The 21,915-nt window shown below is 65.5% G+C and carries 17 protein-coding genes and 1 pseudogene; 16 read left to right on the top strand and 2 right to left on the bottom strand.

Translation table 11 applies throughout. The features are described 5' to 3' along the window. The first annotated feature begins 402 nt into the window (after positions 1-402). The 12 genes and pseudogenes from VGN46_RS10250 (at position 403) to ilvN (ending at position 14,891) form a co-directional block, all read left to right on the top strand. Complete coding sequence (locus VGN46_RS10250) at positions 403-1,503, top strand: homoserine dehydrogenase (protein ID WP_331643467.1); 1,101 nt, start codon at positions 403-405, stop codon at positions 1,501-1,503. Further along, positions 1,491-2,447, top strand: a complete 957-nt coding sequence (locus VGN46_RS10245; RefSeq protein ID WP_414675247.1) for a homoserine kinase — start codon at positions 1,491-1,493, stop codon at positions 2,445-2,447. The genes VGN46_RS10250 and VGN46_RS10245 overlap by 13 nt, the downstream gene beginning before the upstream one ends. 2 nt (positions 2,448-2,449) lie before the next feature. Then, positions 2,450-3,730 carry a threonine synthase gene (gene thrC / locus VGN46_RS10240; RefSeq protein ID WP_331643363.1) on the top strand — a complete coding sequence of 427 codons (1,281 nt, stop codon included), beginning with the start codon at positions 2,450-2,452 and terminating at the stop codon, positions 3,728-3,730. Positions 3,731-4,302: 572 nt separating this feature from the next. Then, positions 4,303-5,478, top strand: a pseudogene (locus VGN46_RS10235) (2-isopropylmalate synthase); the annotation flags it as partial. A gap of 64 nt (positions 5,479-5,542) precedes the next feature. Then, a complete protein-coding gene (locus tag VGN46_RS10230) occupies positions 5,543-6,490 on the top strand; it encodes a branched-chain amino acid transaminase (protein ID WP_331643361.1) in 948 nt (315 codons plus the stop codon). Continuing rightward, positions 6,487-7,902: a 3-isopropylmalate dehydratase large subunit gene (gene leuC, locus VGN46_RS10225; protein WP_331643359.1), complete on the top strand. Its 1,416-nt coding sequence runs from the start codon at positions 6,487-6,489 to the stop codon at positions 7,900-7,902. Before VGN46_RS10230 ends, leuC begins: the two co-directional genes overlap by 4 nt. Beyond that, positions 7,899-8,495 carry a 3-isopropylmalate dehydratase small subunit gene (gene leuD, locus VGN46_RS10220; RefSeq protein ID WP_331643357.1) on the top strand — a complete coding sequence of 199 codons (597 nt, stop codon included), beginning with the start codon at positions 7,899-7,901 and terminating at the stop codon, positions 8,493-8,495. Before leuC ends, leuD begins: the two co-directional genes overlap by 4 nt. Continuing rightward, positions 8,492-9,559, top strand: coding sequence for a 3-isopropylmalate dehydrogenase (gene leuB / locus VGN46_RS10215; protein WP_331643355.1), 1,068 nt, complete (start codon positions 8,492-8,494; stop codon positions 9,557-9,559). The genes leuD and leuB overlap by 4 nt, the downstream gene beginning before the upstream one ends. Beyond that, entirely contained in the window at positions 9,556-11,316 is a 1,761-nt protein-coding gene (gene ilvD / locus VGN46_RS10210; RefSeq protein ID WP_414675246.1) for a dihydroxy-acid dehydratase, read from the top strand. Before leuB ends, ilvD begins: the two co-directional genes overlap by 4 nt. A 105-nt stretch (positions 11,317-11,421) precedes the next feature. Next, the gene (gene ilvC, locus VGN46_RS10205; protein ID WP_331643354.1) at positions 11,422-12,444 is read left to right on the top strand and encodes a ketol-acid reductoisomerase; all 1,023 of its coding nucleotides are present in this window, start codon (positions 11,422-11,424) and stop codon (positions 12,442-12,444) included. A 171-nt stretch (positions 12,445-12,615) separates the two neighbouring features. Further along, positions 12,616-14,409 carry a biosynthetic-type acetolactate synthase large subunit gene (ilvB, locus tag VGN46_RS10200; RefSeq protein ID WP_331643461.1) on the top strand — a complete coding sequence of 598 codons (1,794 nt, stop codon included), beginning with the start codon at positions 12,616-12,618 and terminating at the stop codon, positions 14,407-14,409. A 2-nt stretch (positions 14,410-14,411) separates the two neighbouring features. Continuing rightward, a complete protein-coding gene (gene ilvN, locus VGN46_RS10195; RefSeq protein ID WP_331643352.1) occupies positions 14,412-14,891 on the top strand; it encodes an acetolactate synthase small subunit in 480 nt (159 codons plus the stop codon). Between the two features lie 68 nt (positions 14,892-14,959). Here ilvN and VGN46_RS10190 read toward each other — a convergent pair whose 3' ends face one another. Further along, the gene (locus VGN46_RS10190; protein ID WP_331643350.1) at positions 14,960-15,448 is read right to left on the bottom strand and encodes a DoxX family protein; all 489 of its coding nucleotides are present in this window, start codon (positions 15,446-15,448) and stop codon (positions 14,960-14,962) included. A 141-nt stretch (positions 15,449-15,589) separates the two neighbouring features. Beyond that, the gene (locus VGN46_RS10185) at positions 15,590-16,189 is read right to left on the bottom strand and encodes a short chain dehydrogenase (RefSeq protein ID WP_331643348.1); all 600 of its coding nucleotides are present in this window, start codon (positions 16,187-16,189) and stop codon (positions 15,590-15,592) included. 185 nt (positions 16,190-16,374) lie between these two features. On the opposite strand from VGN46_RS10185, the gene VGN46_RS10180 reads away from it, so the two are divergent. The 4 genes from VGN46_RS10180 (at position 16,375) to VGN46_RS10165 (ending at position 21,855) form a co-directional block, all read left to right on the top strand. Then, the gene (locus VGN46_RS10180) at positions 16,375-16,536 is read left to right on the top strand and encodes a hypothetical protein (protein ID WP_331643347.1); all 162 of its coding nucleotides are present in this window, start codon (positions 16,375-16,377) and stop codon (positions 16,534-16,536) included. A 104-nt stretch (positions 16,537-16,640) separates the two neighbouring features. Further along, positions 16,641-17,591 (top strand): 4-hydroxybenzoate octaprenyltransferase, encoded by a 951-nt coding sequence (ubiA, locus tag VGN46_RS10175; protein WP_331643346.1) that lies wholly within the window; start codon positions 16,641-16,643, stop codon positions 17,589-17,591. 251 nt (positions 17,592-17,842) lie between these two features. Continuing rightward, positions 17,843-20,368 carry a TonB-dependent receptor gene (locus VGN46_RS10170; RefSeq protein WP_331643344.1) on the top strand — a complete coding sequence of 842 codons (2,526 nt, stop codon included), beginning with the start codon at positions 17,843-17,845 and terminating at the stop codon, positions 20,366-20,368. After that, entirely contained in the window at positions 20,368-21,855 is a 1,488-nt protein-coding gene (locus tag VGN46_RS10165; protein WP_331643342.1) for a CehA/McbA family metallohydrolase, read from the top strand. Before VGN46_RS10170 ends, VGN46_RS10165 begins: the two co-directional genes overlap by 1 nt. Positions 21,856-21,915 lie beyond the last annotated feature (60 nt).

Genomic DNA, 21,915 nt, shown 5'->3' with positions numbered 1-21,915 from the left:
GGCCTGACCGCAAGCCCAACGCGCGCAAGCGCGCTCCTACAACGGCCTGGGCGGGCCTATGACTTTCTGGTGCTTGACACACTGCACAACGCGGGCCTAACGTCGGGCTATGTCTTTCAACACGCCAGCGCTGCGTTTCACCCGGGCCACTTCCGTGGCCTGCGCGCTTGCGTCCACCACCACCGCGACTACGACCACCACTACGACCACTACGGTCGGAGGATCGGAGTCCGCGCGCGCTTAGGTTCCATGTCGCTGCCGGCCCCGACCTCCCGCAGGACGGGACCGGCGCCGGGATCCACAGCCGAAATCCCCTCTTGCGGTGAGTGAAGGGCCTCTCAAGGAGGCTTTACCGTGTCCCTCGCCGTCGCTTTGAAACGTTCCCCCTTACGTGCCGCGCCCATGCGCGCTGCCGTCTCGCCGCTTGTCGTCAATGTCGGGGTCATTGGCCCCGGCAAGGTCGGCACGGCCTTCCTGCACCAGCTGCGCGATGCCGCACCCCGGCTCCTGCGCGAGTGCCACCTCGAGCTTCGCCTGCGCGCGGTCAGCGATAGCCGGCATATGTGGCTCGATTGCGACGATGAGGCCCTGAACGGCCGCAGCGGCGGCGCCCAGACCTGGCGCCCCGTGGCCCTGGATGACTTCGCCGCCTATGTCGCGGGCCATCACGGCGAGGCCGCGGTCCTGGCCGACTGCACCGCCAGCGATGTGGTCGCCGACCATTACGCCGGCTGGCTGGCCGCCGGCATCCACGTCGTCACCCCGAACAAGCGCGCGGCCAGCGGCTGCCTGGACCGCTGGCAGGCCATCGCCCGCGCCTCGGATGCCAGCGGCGCCCGCCTGCACTACGAAGGCACGGTGGGCGCCGGACTGCCAGTGGTGCAGACCCTGCGCGACCTGATCGATACCGGCGATGAACTGCTCGCCGTGGAAGGCATGCTCTCGGGCACGCTGGCCTGGCTGTGTAACCGCTTCGATGGGTCGGTGCCATTCTCCGCACTGGTCCGCGAGGCGCATGCGCTCGGCTACACCGAGCCTGATCCGCGTGATGACCTGTCCGGGATGGATGTGGCGCGCAAGCTGGTGATCCTGGCCCGTGAAGCCGGCGTGGCGCTGTCGCTGGACGATGTGGCAGTGAACAGCCTGGTACCACCGGCCCTGGCCACCCTTGATCGCGATGAGTTCATGGAGCAACTCCCGGCGATGGATGCCCCGATGGCGGCCCTGCTCGCCCAGGCCCGTGCCGTGGGCGGCGTGCTGCGCCATGTCGCACGGCTTGATCGCGAAGGCGCCTCGGTCGGCGTACAGGTGCTGGAACGCAGCCACGCCTTCGCCCACGGCCAGCTCACCGATAACGTGGTGCGTTTCGCCACGCGCCGTTACTGCGACAATGCCCTGGTCGTCCAGGGGCCGGGTGCCGGCCCCGAGGTCACGGCGGCGGCGGTCTTCACCGACCTGCTGCGCGTGGCCGGCGCCATGGGAGTAAAACGATGCGCATGCTGAAAGAAGATACCTCGCCCCTCGCCCGTACCGATGTCGCCACCGCTGAAGCCTATGCCAGCGTCGGGAATGTTGGCATAGGCTTCGACATCCTTGGCCACACCGTGGAGGGTGCCGGTGATCGCGCGGTCGTGCGCCGTATACCCGAGCGTGAGGTCCAGATCGCCGCCATCCACGGCGTGGTGACCGATCTCCCGCTCAAGCCGGAAGACAACACCGGCGGCGCCGCGCTGCTTTCGATGCTGCGCGCGCTCGACCTTCCGTTCGGTTTTGAACTCACCTTGCACAAGGGCATCGCGCTGGGCTCCGGTATGGGTGGCTCGGCCGCCTCGTGCGTCGCCGCCGTCGTGGCCGCCAACGCTCTGCTCGATGAACCATTGCCGCGCGAGGCGCTGTATCCGTTCGCGATGGATGGTGAAGTGGTCGCCAGCGGCAGTCGGCATGGTGACAACCTGGGGCCCATGCTCCTGGGCGGGCTCGTGCTCGCCACCGACAAGCGCCTCGTGCGCGTGCCCGTCCCCGCCGAATGGCATTGCGCGCTGGTCCATCCACACGTGGTGCTGGAAACGCGCAAGGCGCGTGCGGCCCTGGCGGGGCAGTACGCACTGGGCGAGTTCGTGGCGCAGAGCGCGAATCTCGCCATGGTGCTCGCCGGTTGCTACCGCGGTGAGGCGGCACTCGTACGCGAAGGCCTTTCGGATGTGCTGGTGGAACCGCGGCGCGCCCCGCTGATTCCTGGCTTCTATCAGGTGAAACAGGCCGCGCTCGACCACGGCGCGCTTGGCGCGAGCATTTCCGGGGCGGGTCCCAGCGTGTTCGGCTGGTTCGAAGACCGTGCCGCCGCCATCGCTGCGGCGCACGACATGCAGGCCGCCTTCCGCACGGCGGGGCACCGCAGCGATGCCTTGGTCGCGCCGATCGATGGTCCGGCGGCGCGGGTGGTGTGACGATGCGCTATGTGAGTACGCGCGGCGGTGCCGCGCCGGTGTCGCTTTCCTCGGCCATCGCGGCCGGCCTGGCCCCGGATGGCGGCTTGTTCGTGCCCGAGGCCATGCCACGGGTCGGCAAGCTCGCGACGGGTGGCTACCTTGCCGGCACCGCGGCAGCGATGCTCGAACCGTTCTTCGAAGGCGATGCGCTGGCGGGTGAGCTCGAAGCGATCTGCGCCGAGGCGTTTGCGCACCCGGTGCCACGGCGGGAACTGCGCATTGCGGGCGCCCATGTGCTTGAGTTGTTCCACGGCCCAACCGCCGCGTTCAAGGACTTCGGGGCGCGCTTTCTCGCCGCCTGCATATCGCGCCTGCGGGCCGGGGAAGACCAGCCGCTGACCATTCTCGTCGCCACCTCCGGCGACACGGGCGCGGCGGTGGGTGCCGCGTTTCACGAGGTGCCCGGCGTTCGCGTCGCCATTCTCTACCCCGACAGCCGCGTATCGCCGCGCCAGGCCCACCAGCTCGGTAGCTTTGGTGGCAACGTGCGCGCGCTGCGAGTCGAAGGCAGTTTCGATGATTGCCAGCGGCTGGTGAAAGGCGCGCTGGGCGATCCAGCCTTGCAGGCCGACGTACCGCTCTCCTCCGCCAACAGCATCAGCCTCGGCCGCCTGCTGCCGCAGATGGCCTACTTCGGCCACGCGGCATTGAACGCGGACGACGGCCCGATGAACGTCATCGTTCCGACCGGCAACCTCGGCAATGCGGTCGCCTGCCTGTGGGCTCGCGCGATCGGGCTGCCGATCGGCGAGGTCGTCTTCGCCTGCAATGCTAATGACACCCTTCCCGAATTCTTCGCCGGCCAGCCGTACCGTGCGCGCGATGCCGTGGCGACGATTGCCAATGCGATGGATGTGGGCGCACCCAGTAACTTCGAACGCCTGAGCCATCTCTTCGGTGGTGAAGATGCCGCACGGCTCAACGGCAGCGCCCATCGGGTCGATGATGCGACCATCCGCGACGTGATCCGCCGGCATGCCACGAGCGATGGCGAGGTTTTCTGCCCGCACACCGCCACGGCGATCCGGGTGTTCGAGCAGCGACGGCTGGCAGGTGATTCGCGGGCGTGGACCATGGCTGCTACGGCGCATCCGGCGAAGTTCGATACGGTGGTCGAGCCTTTGATTGGGCGTGCGGTGGAAGTGCCTGAGGCGTTGGCAGCGATGTTGCGGCGAGATGCCGTTGCGGAGCCGTTAGCGGCGGATGGGCGTCTCTTCGCTGAGTGGCTTCGGGGCTGGTAAGGGTTCGGTAACTCCGATCGCGAGCAAGCTCGCTCCTACAAAAGAGCTCCGCGGGCTCTTGTAGGAGCGCGCTTGCGCGCGATCAATCTGGCGACCACGCCGCTCCAGGCACGACACCACCGACTTTCGCGACACACATCACACTCGCAGAAATGCGCGATATCGCCTTATTTGGCAGGGCATACCACTTGCCTGAAAACCGCATTCCCATGCGCTCCTGGCGACCAAACCACGGCTTGGATGGATAGCCGTCCAAACGCTCCTAGGAAAATTCTTTCACTAGAAACTGTTGACACGCTCTAAACGGGTGACGTACGTTCGACCTCATGACGCAGCGCACCACCCATGGCCGCTTTTCCCTGAATCGACTTACCAAGGTCGACGGAAAGCTGCGTCTCGGCGGCGGCCTCCTTCTTATTAACCTTGTACTTATTACCTGCGGAGGTGCGGGCTAAGGGCAAGTGTCCAGGTGAAACGAAAATAACCTGAAGACTCCTTAAGAACCCCGCACCCGGTAACGGATGCGGGGTTTTTTATTGCCCGGCCCGCCTCGACAACGAGCGGAGCCAGACATGAATCCAGCACACCAGGGCAGTACCCACGGCGACGTCGAAAGCGACGTAGGCCGCGTGCGTATCTTCGACACCACCTTGCGCGACGGCGAACAGGCCCCTGGGTTTTCCATGGACCGGCGCGCCAAATTGCGCATGGCACAAGCCCTGGAAGACCTGGGCGTCGACATCATCGAAGCGGGATTCCCGCAGGCTTCACCCGATGATTTCGCCGCCGTCGCCGAGATCGCAAGGACACTGAGAAAACCCACCGTCGCCGCACTGGCACGCTGCCAACCCGGTGATATCGATGCTGCTGGCAAGGCCCTGGAAGGCGCAAGGCGATCACGGATCCACCTGTTCCTGTCCACCTCCCCACTGCACCGCGAACACAAGCTGGGCAAATCGAAACAGCAAGTGATCGATATCGCCGCCGAGGCGATCTACCGGGCAAAAGCCCTGGCCCATGAAGTTGAGTTCTCCGCCGAAGACGCCCTGCGCACCGAGCCGGACTACCTCGCCGAGATCTTCTCGGTCGCCGTTGAAGCCGGCGCCTGTGTCCTGAACGCCCCCGACACCGTCGGCTATACCACCCCCGCCGAAATCACCGAGATGTTCCGTTACCTGCAGCAAAACGTGCGCGGGGCGGACAAGGTGATCTTCTCGGCGCACTGCCACGATGACCTCGGCATGGCCGTTGCCAACAGTCTCGCCGCGATCAGCGCAGGCGCACGCCAGGTCGAGTGCACGATCAATGGCATCGGCGAACGCGCCGGCAATGCCGCGCTGGAAGAGATCGTGATGGCGCTGCACACGCGCCGCCCCCTGTTCAATCTGGACACAGGCATCGTCACCCAGCACCTGTATCCGACCTCGCGCCTGCTCACCGAAGTCACCGGCCAGGCCGTGCCGCGCAACAAGGCGATCGTCGGCGATAACGCCTTCGCGCACGAATCGGGCATCCATCAGCACGGCATGCTCAAGCACCGCGGCACCTACGAAATCATGAGCCCGCAGGATGTCGGCGCAAAGACCTCGCTCGTGCTGGGCAAGCATTCCGGGCGCCACGCCCTGCGCCAGCGCCTCGTCGAACTGGAGTTCGAGGTCGACGACAGCACGCTGGACACCCTCTTCGAGCGCTTCAAGGTCGTCGCCGACCAGCAGCGCTCCGTCACCAACGATGACCTCGTCGCGCTCATGGGCGCGTTTGAAGCCGAAAACGAGACCGCCGATGTCGCGGTCCAGTCCTGAAGGAGGAACCATGGAAGCCCCGACCCATCTCTGGCACAACGGCCGCATCAAGGCCTGGGCCGAAGCCACCTGCCATGTCGGCGCACACGCGCTGCACTACGGTTCCTCGGTATTTGAAGGCATCCGCGTGTACAGCACGCCGGAGGGCCCGCGCTATTTCCGTCTGGAAGAGCACACCGAACGCCTGTTCCACTCGGCGCGCGTATACGACCTGGTGATGCCGTACGACGCCGCCACGCTCAACCGCGCGTGTCGTGAGGTCATCGTGGCTAACGGCCTGCAATCGGCGTACGTGCGCCCTATCGTCTACCGCAGCGGCTTCACCTTCAGCCTTGCGCCGTCGCTGGATACCGCCGTGGATGTCGCGATCATCGCGCTGCCATGGGGTGCGTACCACGGCGCGGACGCCATCGAAAAAGGCGTCGATGTCTGCGTTTCCTCGTGGAACCGAGCGGCACCCAACACCTTCCCGAGCGGCGCGAAGGCCGGTGGCAATTACCTCAATAGCCAGCTGATCGCCCGTGAGGCCGTGAACGGTGGCTATGCCGAAGGCATCGCGCTGGGCACCGATGGCCTGCTGAGCGAAGGCGCCGGCGAGAACCTGTTCATCGTGCGCAAGGGCGTGATCTACACGCCGCCCGCTGCCGCTTCCATCCTGTGCGGCATCACCCGTGATTCCGTCCTGGTCCTGGCGAAGCAGTTGGGCTACGACGTCGTCGAGCAGCCCTTGCCGCGCGAGATGCTGTACTTCGCCGACGAAGTGTTCATGACCGGCACCGCCGCCGAAGTCACCGCCGTGCGCTCCGTCGACCGCAAGCCGGTCGGCAGCGGCCGCCCGGGCCCGATCACTCGCGCCCTGCAGGACGCCTTCTTCGGCCTGTTCGATGGCCGCACCGATGACCGCTGGGGTTGGCTCACGCCGGTCGAAGAAGTGAATGCCGGGAGGGTCGCCGCATGAGCGCGCGCACCCTGTTCGACAAGCTGTGGGATTCGCACCAGGTCGCCGCCGAGTCCGAAAGCACGCCGGGCGTGCTGTACATCGACCTGCACATGGTCCACGAAGTAACCTCGCCGCAGGCGTTCGATGAGCTGCGCTCGCGCGGCCTGAAGGTTCGCCGCCCCGATCGCACGCTGGCCACGCTCGATCATTCGACGCCGACGCTGCCCCCTGGCGCGGACGGCAAGCGTCCGTACTTCACGAAGGAAGCCGAAGCGCAGGTCGCCAAGCTCGAAGCCAATGTGCAGGAGTTCGGCATCGACCTGATGGGTTGGGATAGCCCGCACCGTGGCGTCGTCCACGTAGCAGGCCCCGAAGTCGGGGCGACCCAGCCCGGCATGACCATCGTCTGCGGCGATAGCCATACCGCCACCCACGGCGCGTTCGGCGCCCTGGCGTTTGGCATCGGTACCACCGAGGTCGGCCATGTACTGGCCACGCAGTGCCTGCTCCAGCGCAAGCCGAAGTCGTTTGCCATCCATGTCGATGGCCAGCTCCAGGTCGGCGTGACGGCGAAGGACCTGATCCTGCACATCATCGGGAAGATCGGCATCGCGGGTGGTACTGGCTACGTGCTCGAGTACACCGGCGAAGCGGTCCGCGCGCTGTCGATGGAAGAGCGCATGACCGTCTGCAACATGTCGATCGAGGCGGGCGCCCGCGCCGGTCTGGTCGCGCCCGACGAAACCACCTTCGCATGGCTGAAGGGTCGCGAACGCGCGCCGCAGGGTGCCGCATGGGATGAAGCCGTCGCCACCTGGCGTACGCTGACCACCGACGAAGGCGCCACCTACGATCGCGAAGTGCGCATCGATGCATCGACGATCCAGCCGTCGGTCACCTACGGTACCCACCCCGGCATGGTCGTGCCGATCCACGCGCCCGTCCCCGCCGCAGCCGACGCCCTGGAACAGCGCGCACTGGACTACATGAAGGTCACCGCGGGCAAGCCGATCGCTGGCGAGGCCGTGGATGTCGTCTTTATCGGCAGCTGCACGAATGGCCGACTCTCCGACCTGCGCGCCGCTGCTGAGATCCTGCGTGGTCGTCACGTCGCGGAAGGCGTCCGCATGCTGGTCGTGCCGGGCTCCGAACAGGTACGTCGCGAGGCGGAAAGCGAAGGCCTGCACGAGGTGTTCCTCAACGCCGGTGCCGAATGGCGCCAGCCGGGCTGCTCCATGTGCATCGCCATGAACGGCGACATGGCCCAGCCGGGCCAGCTCGTCGTCGCCACCAGCAACCGCAACTTCGAAGGCCGCCAGGGCAAGGGCGCACGCACCGTACTGGCCAGCCCGCTGGTGGCCGCGGCCTCCGCCGTCGCCGGCCGCGTCGCCGATCCACGTGAATACCTGAACCAGGAAGTCGCCGCATGAGCACCGCCACCCGCCCGCTGACCTACGTGCACTCGCGCACCGCGGTGCTGCGTGATGAAAACATCGACACTGACCGGATCATCCCGGCGCGCTTCCTCACCACCACCGAACGCACCGGCCTTGGCAAGCACGCTTTCGAAGACTGGCGCTATGCGGCCGATGGCAGCGACAACCCCTCGTTCCCGCTGAACCAGCCGCAGGCACGCGGCTGCTCCATCCTGGTCGCCGGCCGCAACTTCGGTTGCGGATCTTCGCGTGAGCACGCGCCCTGGGCCTTGCTGGATTACGGCATCAACGCCGTGATCTCCAACGAGATCGCCGACATCTTCCGCGGCAACGCGCTGAAGAACGGCCTGCTCGCGATCGTGTTGACCGATGCGGAACACCGCTGGCTGCTGGACAACCCCGGCATTGAACTGCGCATCGATATCGCCAGCAGCAGCATCCGCCTCCCCGATGGCGGCTCCATCCACTTCGAACTCGAATCCTTCGCCCGCCACTGCCTGCTCAATGGCGTGGACCAGATGGGCTTCCTGCTGCAGCAAGACGATGCCATCACCGCCTACGAACACCGCACGGAGAAAGCCGCATGAAGAAGGCCCATATCGTCGTACTGCCGGGTGACGGCATCGGCCCGGAGGTAGCAGGCGCGGGCGTCGCCGTCCTGCGCGCGGTCGCCGAGCGCTTTGGCCACACGTTCACGTTCGCCGAGCACGCCATCGGCGGCGATGCGATCGATCGCTTCAACGACCCGTTGCCGCAGGTCACGCGCGATGCCCTGCTGGCCTGCGATGCGATCCTGCTCGGCGCGGTCGGTGGCCCGAAGTGGTCGGATCCCGCGGCGAAGATCCGCCCCGAGCAGGGTCTGCTGGCCATGCGCAAGATGCTCGGTGTGTTCGCCAACGTACGTCCGCTGAAGCTGCATCCGCGCACCGCCGCCCTGTCACCACTGAAGCCGGAGCGCACGCAGGGTGTCGATCTGGTGTTCATCCGTGAGCTGACCGGTGGCATCTACTTCGGCGCCAAGACCCGCAGCGCGACCGATGCGACGGACGAGTGCCGTTATAGCGTCGAAGAAGTCGAACGCGTCGTGCGCCACGCCTTCGAGCTCGCGCGTACGCGGCGCAAGAAGGTGACCTCGGTCGACAAGGCCAACGTGCTGGAAACCTCGCGCCTGTGGCGATCGGTCGCCACGCGCGTCGGCGCGGAGTACCCCGATGTCGCCCTGGAACACCAGCTGGTCGATTCGATGGCGATGCACCTGCTGACCCACCCTGCCGACTACGACGTGATCGTCACCGAGAACATGTTCGGCGACATCCTGACCGATGAAGCCTCGGTCCTGGCCGGATCGCTGGGCCTGTCGCCATCGGCGTCCATCGGCGGCCCCGGCGCAGGCATCTACGAACCGATCCACGGCTCCGCGCCGGATATCGCCGGCCAGGCCGCGGCCAATCCGCTTGGCACGATTCTCTCCGCCGCGATGTTGCTGCGCCATTCGCTGGGCCTCGCGGACGAAGCCGCCACGGTCGAAGCCGCGGTGGACCAGGTACTCGAGCACGCCAACCTCACCCGCGACCTGGGCGGCACGGCCACCACGCATGCCGTGACCCGCGCCGTCCTGGAAGCCATCCAAGCCAAGGCGGAGGCCGCATGAGCACCCGGAAGATCCCCATCCGCACCCTGCGCAGCGACGCGATCAAGACGGGTCCCGACCGTGCGCCGGCACGCGCTATGTTGCGCGCCACCGGCCTGGACGACGAAGCGATCGCCAAGCCGATGGTCGCGATCGTGCACAGCTGGTCGAACGTCTCGCCCTGCAACCTCAACCTGCGTGACCTGGCCGAAGCTGCCGCTGAAGGCGTGCGCGCCGCGGGCGGTACGCCGGTGGAGTTCAACACCATCGCCGTCACCGACGGCATCGCCATGGGTACCAGCGGTATGCGCTCGTCGCTGGTCAGCCGTGAAGTGATCACCGATTCCATCGAGCTGGCCGTCGATGGCCATTGTCTCGATGCGATGGTGGTGCTGTGTGGCTGCGACAAGACCATTCCCGCCGCCGCGATGGCGCTGGCTCGCCTGAATATCCCCGGCGTGGCGCTCTACGGTGGCAGTATCGATCACGGCAGCCGCAACGGTTGCCCGATCACCGTGCAGAACGTCTTTGAGGCCGTGGGCGCGCATGGTGCCGGCAAGATCAGCGATGCCGAGCTGGATGATGTCGAGCGCCACGCCTGCCCAGGTGCCGGCGCGTGCGGGGGCCAGTACACCGCCAACACCATGGCGATGGTGCTGACTACGCTGGGCCTCTCACCGATGGGCCTCAACGACATTCCCGCGACGCATCCGTCGAAGCGCGACGCGGCATTCCGTTGCGGTGAACTCGCCATGGAGTGCCTGAACGCCGATCGCAAGCCGCGCGATGTGATGACCCGTGCCGCGTTCGACAATGCGGCGCGCGTTGTCGCCGCGACCGCGGGTTCGACCAATGCCGTGCTGCACCTGCTGGCCATGGCGAATGAAGCGCGCGTGCCGCTCTCCATCGAAGACTTCGAGCCGGCCTCGAAGAACACGCCGGTCATCGCCGACCTGATGCCGGGTGGTCGATTCAGCGCGGTGGAGATGTCCGCCGCCGGCGGCGTCGCCATCGTCGCGCGCGAGCTGCGAGTCGCGGGCATGCTGTCCGATACCGATACGGTCACCGGCCGCAGCCTGTTCGCCGAACTGGATGCCGCCCCACCGGCGACGGAGGGCCAGGTTGTGGTACGTCCGGTGAGCCAGGCGTTCAAGCCGCGCGGTGGTTACAGCATCCTCTACGGCAACCTCTCGCCGGAAGGTTGCATCCTGAAGCTGGCCGGTCATGGCCGTACCAGCCACGCCGGTCCCGCGCGCGTGTTCGAAAGCGAGGAGGAAGCCTTCGCTGCCGTGCAGGAAGGCCGTATTCGCGCCGGGGACGTCATGGTGATTCGCAACGAAGGGCCTGCCGGTGGCCCGGGCATGCGCGAGATGCTTGCCGTCACCGCGGCCCTCGTCGGCCGGGGCCTCGGCAACGACGTCGCGCTGATCACCGATGGCCGCTTCAGCGGCGCGACGCACGGCTTCATGGTCGGGCACATCGCACCGGAGGCCGCGCGCGGTGGCCCCATTGGCCTGCTCCGCGAAGGTGATGCGATTTTCATCGATGCGAGCACGCGTGAACTGCGTACCGACGCCGACCTGGCCTCGCGCCGCGCGGCATGGCGACCGACCGCACCGAAGGTGACACGAGGCGTGCTGGCGAAATATGCGCGTCTGGTCGGTTCCGCTGCGGAAGGTGCGGTGACGCAAGCCTTCGACGACGCACCGGCACCCAGCCCACGTATCCGTCGCGAAATCGAAGACGAAGACCTGACCCAGGAACTGATTGGTAACTAACCCAGCCCTTGTAGGAGCGTGCTTGCACGCGATTGCCCTGAGGCGATCCCCAATCGCGCACAAGCGCGTTCCTACACCTTCATTAAAGACACCAAGGAAATGACCATGACCGAGAAGCAAGCCACCACCGCTCCGCTGCAGAACGCCCGTATTGCCGTGCTCGGCTACGGTAGCCAGGGCCGCGCCCACGCGCTGAACCTGAAGGATTCCGGCCTCGATGTGGTCGTCGGTCTCCGTCCGGGCGGTCCGTCCTGGAACCGCGCTTATGTCGATGGCTTCGCCGTCGCCGAACCGGCTGAAGCCGTGCGTGGTGCCGACCTCGTCGCGGTGCTCACGCCCGACATGACCCAGCCCGGCATTTACAAAGACGCCATTGAAGCGAACATCAAGCCGGGCGCGACCCTGCTCTTCGCCCATGGTTTCAACGTGCACTTCGGCCAGATCACCCCACGCGCCGACATCAATGTCGTGCTCGTGGCGCCGAAGGGTCCCGGCGCCCTGGTACGCCGCGAGTATGAAATCGGTCGTGGCGTCCCGTGTCTGTACGCCGTGCACCAGGACGCGACCGGCGAGGCTACCGACAAGGCAACCGCATACGCGGCAGGCATCGGTGGCGCACGCGCCATGCTGATTGAAACCGACTTCAAGGAAGAAACCGAGACCGATCTGTTCGGCGAACAGGCTGTGCTGTGCGGTGGCGCTTCCGAGCTGGTTATCAAGGGCTTCGAAACGCTGGTCGAAGCCGGCTACCGCCCGGAGATTGCTTACTACGAAGTGATGCACGAACTGAAGCTGATCGTCGACCTGTTCTATGAAGGCGGCATCGCACGCATGCTTGAGTTCATCTCGGAGACCGCCCAGTACGGCGACTACACCCGCGGCCCGCGCATCGTCGACGAAGGCACGAAGGAGCGCATGAAGGGCGTCCTGAAGGAAATCCAGGACGGCACCTTCGCTCGCGAGTGGACCGCGGAGTACAAGGCCGGCCTGCCGAACTACAAGGCGTTCAAGCAGCGCGACCTGGAGCACCCGATCGAAAAGGTCGGCGCCCAGCTCCGCGCACGCATGCCGTGGCTGGCAACGAACCAGCCCAAGCCCGCCGAGGCCGCCGCCCCCAAAACCGCCTGACCGCCCCTGTAGGAGCGTGCTTGCGCGCGATGGGTGCTTGCACCACGACCTATCCCGCGCAAGCGCGCTCCTACAACGAGCTCAACATAAGGAACCCACGTGAACGCGCAACTGGATACCGTCGGCGACATTAGCCGCACCACCTCGAAGCACCCCCAGGCCGGGCGCGCCATGATCGGCGCCGATATCGTCGTGCAGGTCCTTGCCGACGAAGGCCTTGATGTACTTTTCGGTTACTCCGGCGGCGCGATCCTTCCCGTGTATGACGCAGTGTTCCGTTTCAACGCCGACCACGCGGGGGATGATGGCAGCGAGCCGCTGCCGCTGATCGTTCCTGCCAATGAGCAAGGCGCCTGCTTCATGGCCGCCGGCTACGCCCGCGCGTCGGGCCGTGTTGGCGTGGCGTTGGTCACCTCCGGCCCGGGCGCCACGAACGCGGTGACGCCGGTGCGCGATTCCATGGCCGATTCCATTCCACTGGTCGTGATCAGTGGCCAGGTGCCGACCGGCTCGATCGGCACCGATGCGTTCCAGGAGGCACCGGTCAGCCAGATCATGGGCTCCTGTGCTAAGCACGTGTTCCTTGTAACCGATGCGTCCACGCTGGAAGCGACGTTGCGCACGGCGTTCCATATCGCCCGCAGCGGCCGCCCCGGCCCTGTCGTGATCGATATCCCGAAAGATGTACAGAATGCGCCACTAACCTTCGAAGGCGACCGCGAGCTGCCTGTGCGCGGCTACCGCTCACGCCTGCATGCCGTGGAATCCGCCACGCTCACCGATGCGCATTGCGCCGCTTTCTTCGCTCGCCTGGCCAACGCCGAACGCCCGCTGATCTATGCGGGAGGCGGTATCGTCTCGGCCGGCGCCGCCGGTCCGCTGCGCGAGTTCACGCATGCGTTTGGCATCCCTGTCGTCACCACCCTGATGGGTATCGGTGGGTTCGATACCACTGATCCGCTCGCGCTGCACATGCTCGGCATGCATGGTGCCGCATACGCCAATTATGCCATGGACGATTGCGACTTCGTTTTCGCCCTTGGCGCCCGCTTCGATGACCGTGTGGTTGGCGTGCCCGATCAGTTCGCCCCACGCGCCAAGGCAATCGCACAGGTCGATATCGATCCTGCCGAGATCGGCAAGGTGAAGTCCGTGGACTGGCACCACGTTGGTTCGTTAGATAGCACCCTGGATCGCCTGCTTGCTTATGGTGCGCGCAAAGGTTTCCGCAAGGATCTCTCGGCGTGGCACCATCATGTCGCGACGCTGAAGCGCACGCACAGAATGAACTTCTGCCGCGATAGCGACAGCATCCATCCCTGCGCCGTCATCGAAGCGATCAACCGCATCACCAACGGTCGCGCCATCATCAGTACGGGCGTGGGCCAGCACCAGATGTGGGCGGCGCAGTACTTCGACTTCCGCGAACCACGGCATTGGCTCACCTCGGGTTCGATGGGCACGATGGGCTTCGGCCTGCCGGCCGCGATCGGTGCACAGTTCGCCCGCCGCGACCTGACCGTGATCGACATCGATGGCGACGCCAGCATTCGCATGAACATCGGCGAACTAGAGACCGTCACCACCTATGGCCTGCCGGTGAAGGTCGTCGTGCTCAACAACAGCGGCGACGGCATGGTCCGGCAATGGCAGAAGCTGTTTTTCAAAGGGCGCTTCGCCGCCTCGGACAAGAGCCTGCACAAGAAGGATTTTGTCCGTGCCGCTCAGGCAGATGGCTTTGAGTGGGCGCAACGCCTGGATGACCCCAAGGCGATCGAGGCGACCATCGCGGACTTCCTCGCCTTCAACGGCCCTGCTTTCCTCGAAGTCGTGATCGACCCGGATGCAGGCGTGTACCCGATGGTCGGGCCGGGTGCGACGTACGCCGAGATGATCACTGGCGACTGGATCCCAAGCCGCAGCGCTCCCGTGCAGCCGACCGGCCAGCCGACGGGAATGTTCTGACCATGCGCCATACGATTTCCATGCTGCTGCAGAACGAAGCCGGTGCTCTGGCCCGCGTCGCCGGCCTGTTCGCCTCGCGTGGGTATAACATCGAATCGCTCACCGTGGCAGCGACGCACGATGAAGACGTATCGCGGCTCACCCTGGTGATCTTTGGTGACGATATGGTCATCGAACAGATCATCAAGCAATCGGCGAAACTGGTGGACGTGATCGAGATCGGTGAACTGACGCGCAAGGCGCATGTTGAGCGCGAACTCCTCGTCGCTCGCGTGGACGCAGCCGGCGATACCGTGGATGCCTGCCTCGCTCGCTTCGGCGGGCGGCTGCTCCAGCGCGAAGGCGACCAGTCCGTCGTCGAGTTCACCGGTCGCGCCGACGAGGTAGACACCTTCCTTGACGCGTTAGGCCTCGCGGGGGAGATTGCCGACCATGCCCGCAGTGGCATCGCCGCCATCGAACGCCCCCTCATCACCGCCTGATTCACCGGTAGGAGCGCGCGTGCGCGCGATGGGGCTTGCGGCAAGCCCCATCGCGCGCACGCGCACTCCTACAACGTGCCACCGCGCGATGCCTTGCTGCGTAGCCAGCCGTCGATGGAAAGGGGCCCCGCCCCACCGATGCACAAGGCGAACAGCCCGGCCAGGTAGAGCAGATCCGTTTCGTAACCAGGCTGGCCGAAATGCGCACCCATCGCATCGAACGACTGCAGCTTGATCGAACTGAATCCGTTCGGCAGGTGCACCGTGATAACGGCCACAAGCAGCACGATGGCCATGGGGATACTCACCAGCGGCAGCAGCGCGCCAAGCAGCACCATCAGGCCACCGCCCAGTTCGACCAGGATAGTCGCCCAGCCCAGCAAGTCGGCGTGCGGCAAGCCCATGGCATGAAGTATCCCGATGAAATCACCGGGCCCACGCGCGAGCTTCGCGTAACCATGTTGCATGAAGCCAAAGCCAACGATCAGCCGCAGCGGCAACGCAAACCAGCCGGGCGGCAGGGGGAGAGGGGAAGTAGCGAAACGGGCAAGGCGCATGGGCGAATTCCACGAGGACGACCCCCTAAGTTCGCTCGAAGCAACCTCCCGGTTACACCACCCCTGTAGGAGCGCGCTCGCGCGCGATGGAACTTGCTGCCAGCACCCATCGCGCGCAAGCGCGCTCCTACAGGCGGCCTGTTACCAGACTTTGTAGACCTGGCCGGTCTGCAGGCCTTCGACACTGCGTGAGAAGGCCAGGGCTGCGCGAGCTGCGCTGACCGGCTCGAAGCCGCGGAAGAACGGGCCGTAGGCGTCCATCGCTTCGGTCAGCACGTTGGGGCTGATGACATTGATGCGCAGACCGCGCGGCAGCTCGATCGCCGCGGCCCGCGCGTAGGCTTCGATCGCGCCGTTCGCCATGCTCGCGCAAGCGCCAGCGAGGATCGGCTGCTCGGTCAGGATGCCGGTGATCAGCGTGAACGAGCCACGGTCGCGTAGCCGGTTCATGCCGGCCTGCACCAGGCGCACCTGGCCGAGCAGCTTGTCGTTCAAGCCTTCGAGATACTTTGACTCGGTCAATTCGGCCAATGGTGCGAACGGCACCTTGCCCGCGGCGCACACGACGGCATCAAGCTCGCCTACCGAGGCGTACATCGCTTCAATGCTCGCCATATCGCGCATATCCACATGCACGTCGCCACTGCTTCGCCCGGCGCGGATGATGTCGTGGCGCACGCCGAGCTCAGCGGCCACGACCTGGCCCAGCGTGCCGCTGGCGCCGACGATCAGGATCTTCATGACAAGGTCTCCATGGTGGTTGCGAATCGCAAAGGTTACGCCTGGGTGGATAAACTGTCAGGGCGTGTGTCTTCAGGGCGCACGCGCGACTTGGCGCGTCGACCACGGCTTCATGAGGTGTACCCGAGGGCTTCACCCCGGCGACCCTACGTTGAAGGCCAACGCAGCCGCACGGAGTTTCCGTCATGCCCCTCACCCCGACCATCCCCCAGCCGCCGTTCGCCGAACCCGGCAAGAACCGGCCTGAAGACGAGATTCGCAAACCCGGTAGCTACAAACCGGAGCGCGACGCGGATCCTGAGCCGCCGCCGGACGATGATCCGATCGAACCGTTGGAACCGAAGTAGCCCAAAACGCCTTTAACCTCTGTGGGAGCGCAGGGCTGCGCGGTTAGACTTCCCCTATGAGCCCTGCCCCCCGAAAGACGACCCCGCGCCGCAAGGTTCCGACCATGGCGCGCAAGCCGGCTGCGCCCGTGCGCCCGGCGGATGCCTCGACCACGGCCGAGCGCGTGCTGGCCTTCCTCCTGCGCGGGGCCCCGGCTGCGCGCCGCGAAAAGATCTACGCTTTCCTCCAGCTCACCCGCATGGATCGCCCGATCGGCGCCTTGCTCCTGCTCTGGCCCACATGGTGGGCGCTGTGGCTCGCCGCGAAGGATTTTCCGCCCGTAGGGCCCCTGGTGATCTTCACCCTGGGCGTGTTCGCCATGCGCTCGGCCGGCTGCGCGATCAACGACTATGCGGATCGCAAGCTCGACCCGCAGGTGGCGCGGACCGCCGGCCGCCCGATCGCCAGCGGCCGGATCACCCCGAAGGAGGCCCTCATCACCTTCGCCGCGCTGCTTGTGTTTTCGTTCGTGCTGGTGCTCTTTACCAACCGCCTGACCATCCTGCTTTCGTTCGCGGGCGCGGCGCTCGCGGCGCTATACCCCTTTACCAAGCGCTACACCAACCTTCCCCAGGTGGTATTGGGCGCGGCGTTCGGCTGGTCGATTCCCATGGCCTTCGCCGCTGTGACGGACAGCGTGCCGCCCGTGGCATGGCTGCTATTCATCGCCAACATCCTCTGGTCGGTGATCTACGACACCGAATACGCCATGGTCGATCGCGACGATGACCTGAAGGTCGGTGCGAAATCCACCGCCATCCTCTTCGCCGATGCAGACCTCGTCATCATCGGCGTGCTGATGGGGACGTTCCTGCTGGCGATGCTGCTGGTCGGTACGCGTGCGGCGCTAGGCTGGCCGTACTGGCTGGGCCTCGCGGCGACCGCCGGCTTGTTCGGCTACCAGCAGTGGGTTATGCGTGATCGTGCGCGTGACGCATGCCTGGCAGCGTTCCGGCATAACAACTGGGTCGGCCTGGCGTTGTGGCTAGGCATCGTCATAGCGCTAGCCCTGTAGGAGCGCACTTGCGCGCGATCTGCTGGCAGGCGGTAAGGGTGAGGCGAGTGCATCGCGCGCAAGCGCGCTCCTACAGGGTGTGATGGGGGTCACGTTAGTCACGGTTCGGAAGTCTTTGCCGTCATCGTGACATCTCACGGACATCGCGCATGAACTTGTCCGTCACCACTGACGCATAAGTTCTTAGAGATCGCGCGCCCAGGGAGAGGCCGGCGTCCCGGCAAGCCCCTGCCGGGCGACGGGGTGGGCACGTGCACCACCCATCCCCGGAGTTCGACCCCACCATGCGTAACACCCTGCTCTGCCGTGCCGTGCGCGCGGCGATCGTTGGCGCGTTTGTGTTTTCTGCCGCCACCCACGCCCAGGACGCCACACCGCAGAAGAAGACCACCGACCTCGACAACGTCGTCGTCACGGCCCGCTCTGGTGTGGAAACCCGCACCAAGGCAGAGACGAGCTACTCGATCACCACGATCGACGAAGACCGCTTGCGCATGCAGGCGCCGACCAGCGTCACCGAGGCGGTGAAGTCGGTACCTGGCTTCTGGGTGGAATCCTCCGGTGGCGAAGCCTCTGGCAACATTCGCGCCCGCGGTATTCCGGTCGATGGCTACGGTTCGGTCACCTTGCTCGAAGACGGCATCCCCGTGCAACACGACCCGGCGTTGGGCTATCTCAACGCCGACCAGGCCTTCCGCCTCGATGAAACCATCGAACGTGTGGAAGTGGTCCGCGGTGGTCCCTCTTCGGTGTTCTATTCGAATGCACCGGCGGGCGCGATCAACTTTATCCCGCGCCAGGTCGGCGACACCGCCGAAGGCCTGGTGAAGTACACGGTCGGCAACTATTCGCTGAACCGCCTGGATTTCTGGTACGGCACGCCGATCGGCGGTGGCTGGAAACTCGGCGTCGGTGGTTTCTGGCGTGTCGATGACGGCGTGCGCCGCCCGCAGTTCAACGCCGACGATGGTGGCCAGCTGCGCGCCACGCTATCGAAGACGCTGGAGCACGGCGACATCAGCTTCGACGTGAAGCATATGGACGACAAGGTCGCGCTTTACCTCGGCATCCCGATGTACACGGATTCGCACGGGGATATTCGCCCGGCCCCGGGTTTCAACGGTAACTACGGCACATTGGCCGGTCCGGAAACCGAGAACCTCAACATGCGCGAGGCCGGCGGTGGCACATACCACTTCGACAACAGCGAAGGGACGCACGTCAAGCGCACCCAGGTGTCGTTCAAGTTCGATCACGACCTTGGCGACGACTGGAAGCTCGCGGAGTCCATGCGCTACAGCACGACCGATACGCAGCGTAACGGCGTGTTCCCTAACGCCGTGCAGACCGGCGCCTCGATGATCCAGCAGGATAGTGCGAAGCGCCTGGGCCTGGTGCCGGGCGCCACGGCGCTCCAGCTGCGCTATGTCGACAACCCCAACCAGATTTACGACGTCAACGGCCAGAACGGTAACGGCCTGGTCGTGACCGGCGGTATCCGCGGCGTCACCCTGCCGGTCGATGAGTTCATCAACGACACGCGTGTCCTGCGCAAGTTCGAGATCGGTGAGCAGAGCCACGATGTGACGCTGGGTTACTACCACGCCAATTTCGAGCAGGACTTTGATCGTTACTCGTCGACCGTGCTGACCGACGTGCAGAACAATGCCCGCCTGCTCGATCTCGTGGGCGTGGATGCGAACGGCAACGTCGTCGGTTCCCTCACCGACCACGGCTTCTACGGCTACGGCTACGAGTGGGAGCACGCCAGCGGCAAGTCGGCCACCAACGCCTTCTATCTCTCCGATGAGTGGCAGATAACTCCCGAGCTGCGCCTCGACGGCGGTGTCCGCCGGGAAAAGGTGACGGTGCAGGGCTACACGGAAGGCAAGGCCACCGTGGACCTGGGCGGCTCGCCGGCGGCGGCCAAGGTGCTGACCGGCAACGGCCAATACATCCACTACGACCAGAGCTTCAGCAAGACCGGCTGGACCCTGGGCGCGAACTGGCAGTTCACCCCACGCCAGGGCGTGTTCGCGCGCTGGACCTCGGCGTTCCGCCTGCCCAACCTCAGCACCTACATCACCAGCCCCACCGCAACGCCCGTGCTGCAGACGATGGACCTGGGCGAGGCCGGCTGGAAGTACAGCGACCGCTTCGTGGACATGTATGCCACGGCGTTCTACACGAAGTACGACAACGTGGGTTTCTCCAACTACGTCTTCGACCGCAGCAACAACACGTCTACCCCGCAGACCGGCTACGCTAGCACCAAGACCTACGGACTTGAGCTGGAGGGCACCGTGTACCCGACCAAGTGGTTTGACGTGCAGTTCAATGCGACGCTGCAGGATCCGAAGTACAAGGGCCTGCGCTACACCGAGGCCGTGAACAACGCACCGGTGCTGCGCGACTACGAAGACAACCAGCTGATCCGCGTACCCAAGGTGAGTTACCGTATCGTGCCAGGCGTGAACCTGATGGATAACCGCCTGCGCCTGCAGTTCTCGTACGAGCATGAGGGCCAGCGCTTCGTGGACACCGCCAACTCGGTACGTTTGCCTGCATACCATGTGGTGAACTTCAGCGCCCGCTACGATGCGACCCAGCAGCTGTCGCTGTATCTCTACGCCGACAACCTGTTCAACTCGCTCGGTCTCACTGAGGGCAACCCGCGCGCGGGTGAGCTGGCCAGTTCCGATGTCGGCGCCACCACCTTCATCGCGCGCCCGCTGCTGGGCCGCTCGTTCCGCGCCGCCGCGATGTACCGTTTCTGATGCGCGGCCTCATCGCACTCCTGCTGGCCTGCTTCGCCGCCGCCACCCTGGCGGCGGAGCGCACGCCCGATGTCGTTTTGCGCGGCGACCTCTCGGGCAAGGATATCCACACCTACCGCGAAGTACCGTTCGACGTACCGGCTGGCACGCGCCGGATCACGATCGACGTGACCTATACGGGTCGCGAACAGCACACCACCATCGATCTCGGCCTGCTCGGGCCAGGCGGCTTCGCGGAGCAGGATGGTTTCCGGGGTTGGAGCGGGGGCAGCAAACGGCGCTTCACCGTTTCGGCGACGGATGCTACCGCATCGTTCTTGCCCGGCGAGATCCGCGCAGGCCGCTGGCGCCTGTTGTTGGGTATCCCCAACATCCGGCCCGCCTCGACGGCCTCGTTCACGGCGGATGTGTGGTTCTCGGGCGACGACGAAGGCTTCGGTCCGGAACATGGCCTGGCACCGCCCCTGAAGGTCGCCGATGGCTGGTACCGCGGCGACCTGCATATGCACACCGCGCATAGCGATGGCGGCTGCTCCAACGTCAGCGGTACGGCGAAGGTGCCCTGCCCGCTCTTCCTCACGGCGGCCACTGCATCGAAGCGCGGTCTCGACTTCATTGCGATTTCCGAGCACAACACCATGTCGCAGGTGTCGGAGATGCGCGAACTGCAGCCGTACTTCGACACGATGCTCATGATTCCGGCCCGCGAAATCACGACGTTCGAAGGGCACGCCAATCTGTTCGGTGTATCGCGCCCGCTGGATTTCCGCGTGGGCAGCACGGAGGTTCCCGACTGGAACGCGCTGACCGCCGACGTGGCGAAAGCGCACGGGCTCATCTCAATCAATCATCCGCGCCGCCCCAACGATGAAACCTGCATGGGCTGCGGCTTCACCCCGAAGAAGCCGGTGGACATGCATGGCTTCCAGGCGATCGAAGCCATCAACGGTCGCGATACGGAACGGAAAGATACGGGCATCCCGTTCTGGGAAGCCCAGCTCAACACCGGCGTTCGTATCACCGGCATCGGCGGCGGGGATAGCCATGATGGTAGTGATGGCGCGCGCGATGAGTTCGCCGGGGTGATCGGCATACCGACCACGGTGGTGCATGCGAGCGAGCTTTCGATGGACGGGATTCTCGCCGGCATTCGGGCGGGGCATGTCTTTGTCGATACGGAAGGTACGAAGGATCGGACGCTCGACGTGACTGCTACGGCAGCTGGCGCAGAGGCCCACATGGGTGATGCGCTGACGGTCGCGAAGGGCACGCAGATGCACGTAGCCGTGGCAACCACCGCGGCAGCCAGCATGCAGGCCGTGGCCTCCGTCGACGGGAAGCGCGTCGCCACGAAGCCTATCGCCGCAAACGGCACCGCCTCCTTCGACTGGAAGAGCGACGGCAAGGCCCACTGGTACCGCGTAGACGTACGCGACACTAGCGGCAAGCTCCTGCTCTTAGGCAACCCCATCTACCCCAACCACTAATGTAGGAGCGCGCTTGCGCGCGATGGGTGCTCGCGGCAACCCCCATCGCGCGCAAGCGCG

It is taken from the genome of Luteibacter sp., assembly GCF_036500425.1.
Classification (GTDB): Bacteria; Pseudomonadota; Gammaproteobacteria; order Xanthomonadales; family Rhodanobacteraceae; genus Luteibacter.
The sequence above is the reverse complement of the archived record's forward strand: the minus strand, read 5'-3'. Positions and strand labels throughout refer to the sequence as shown.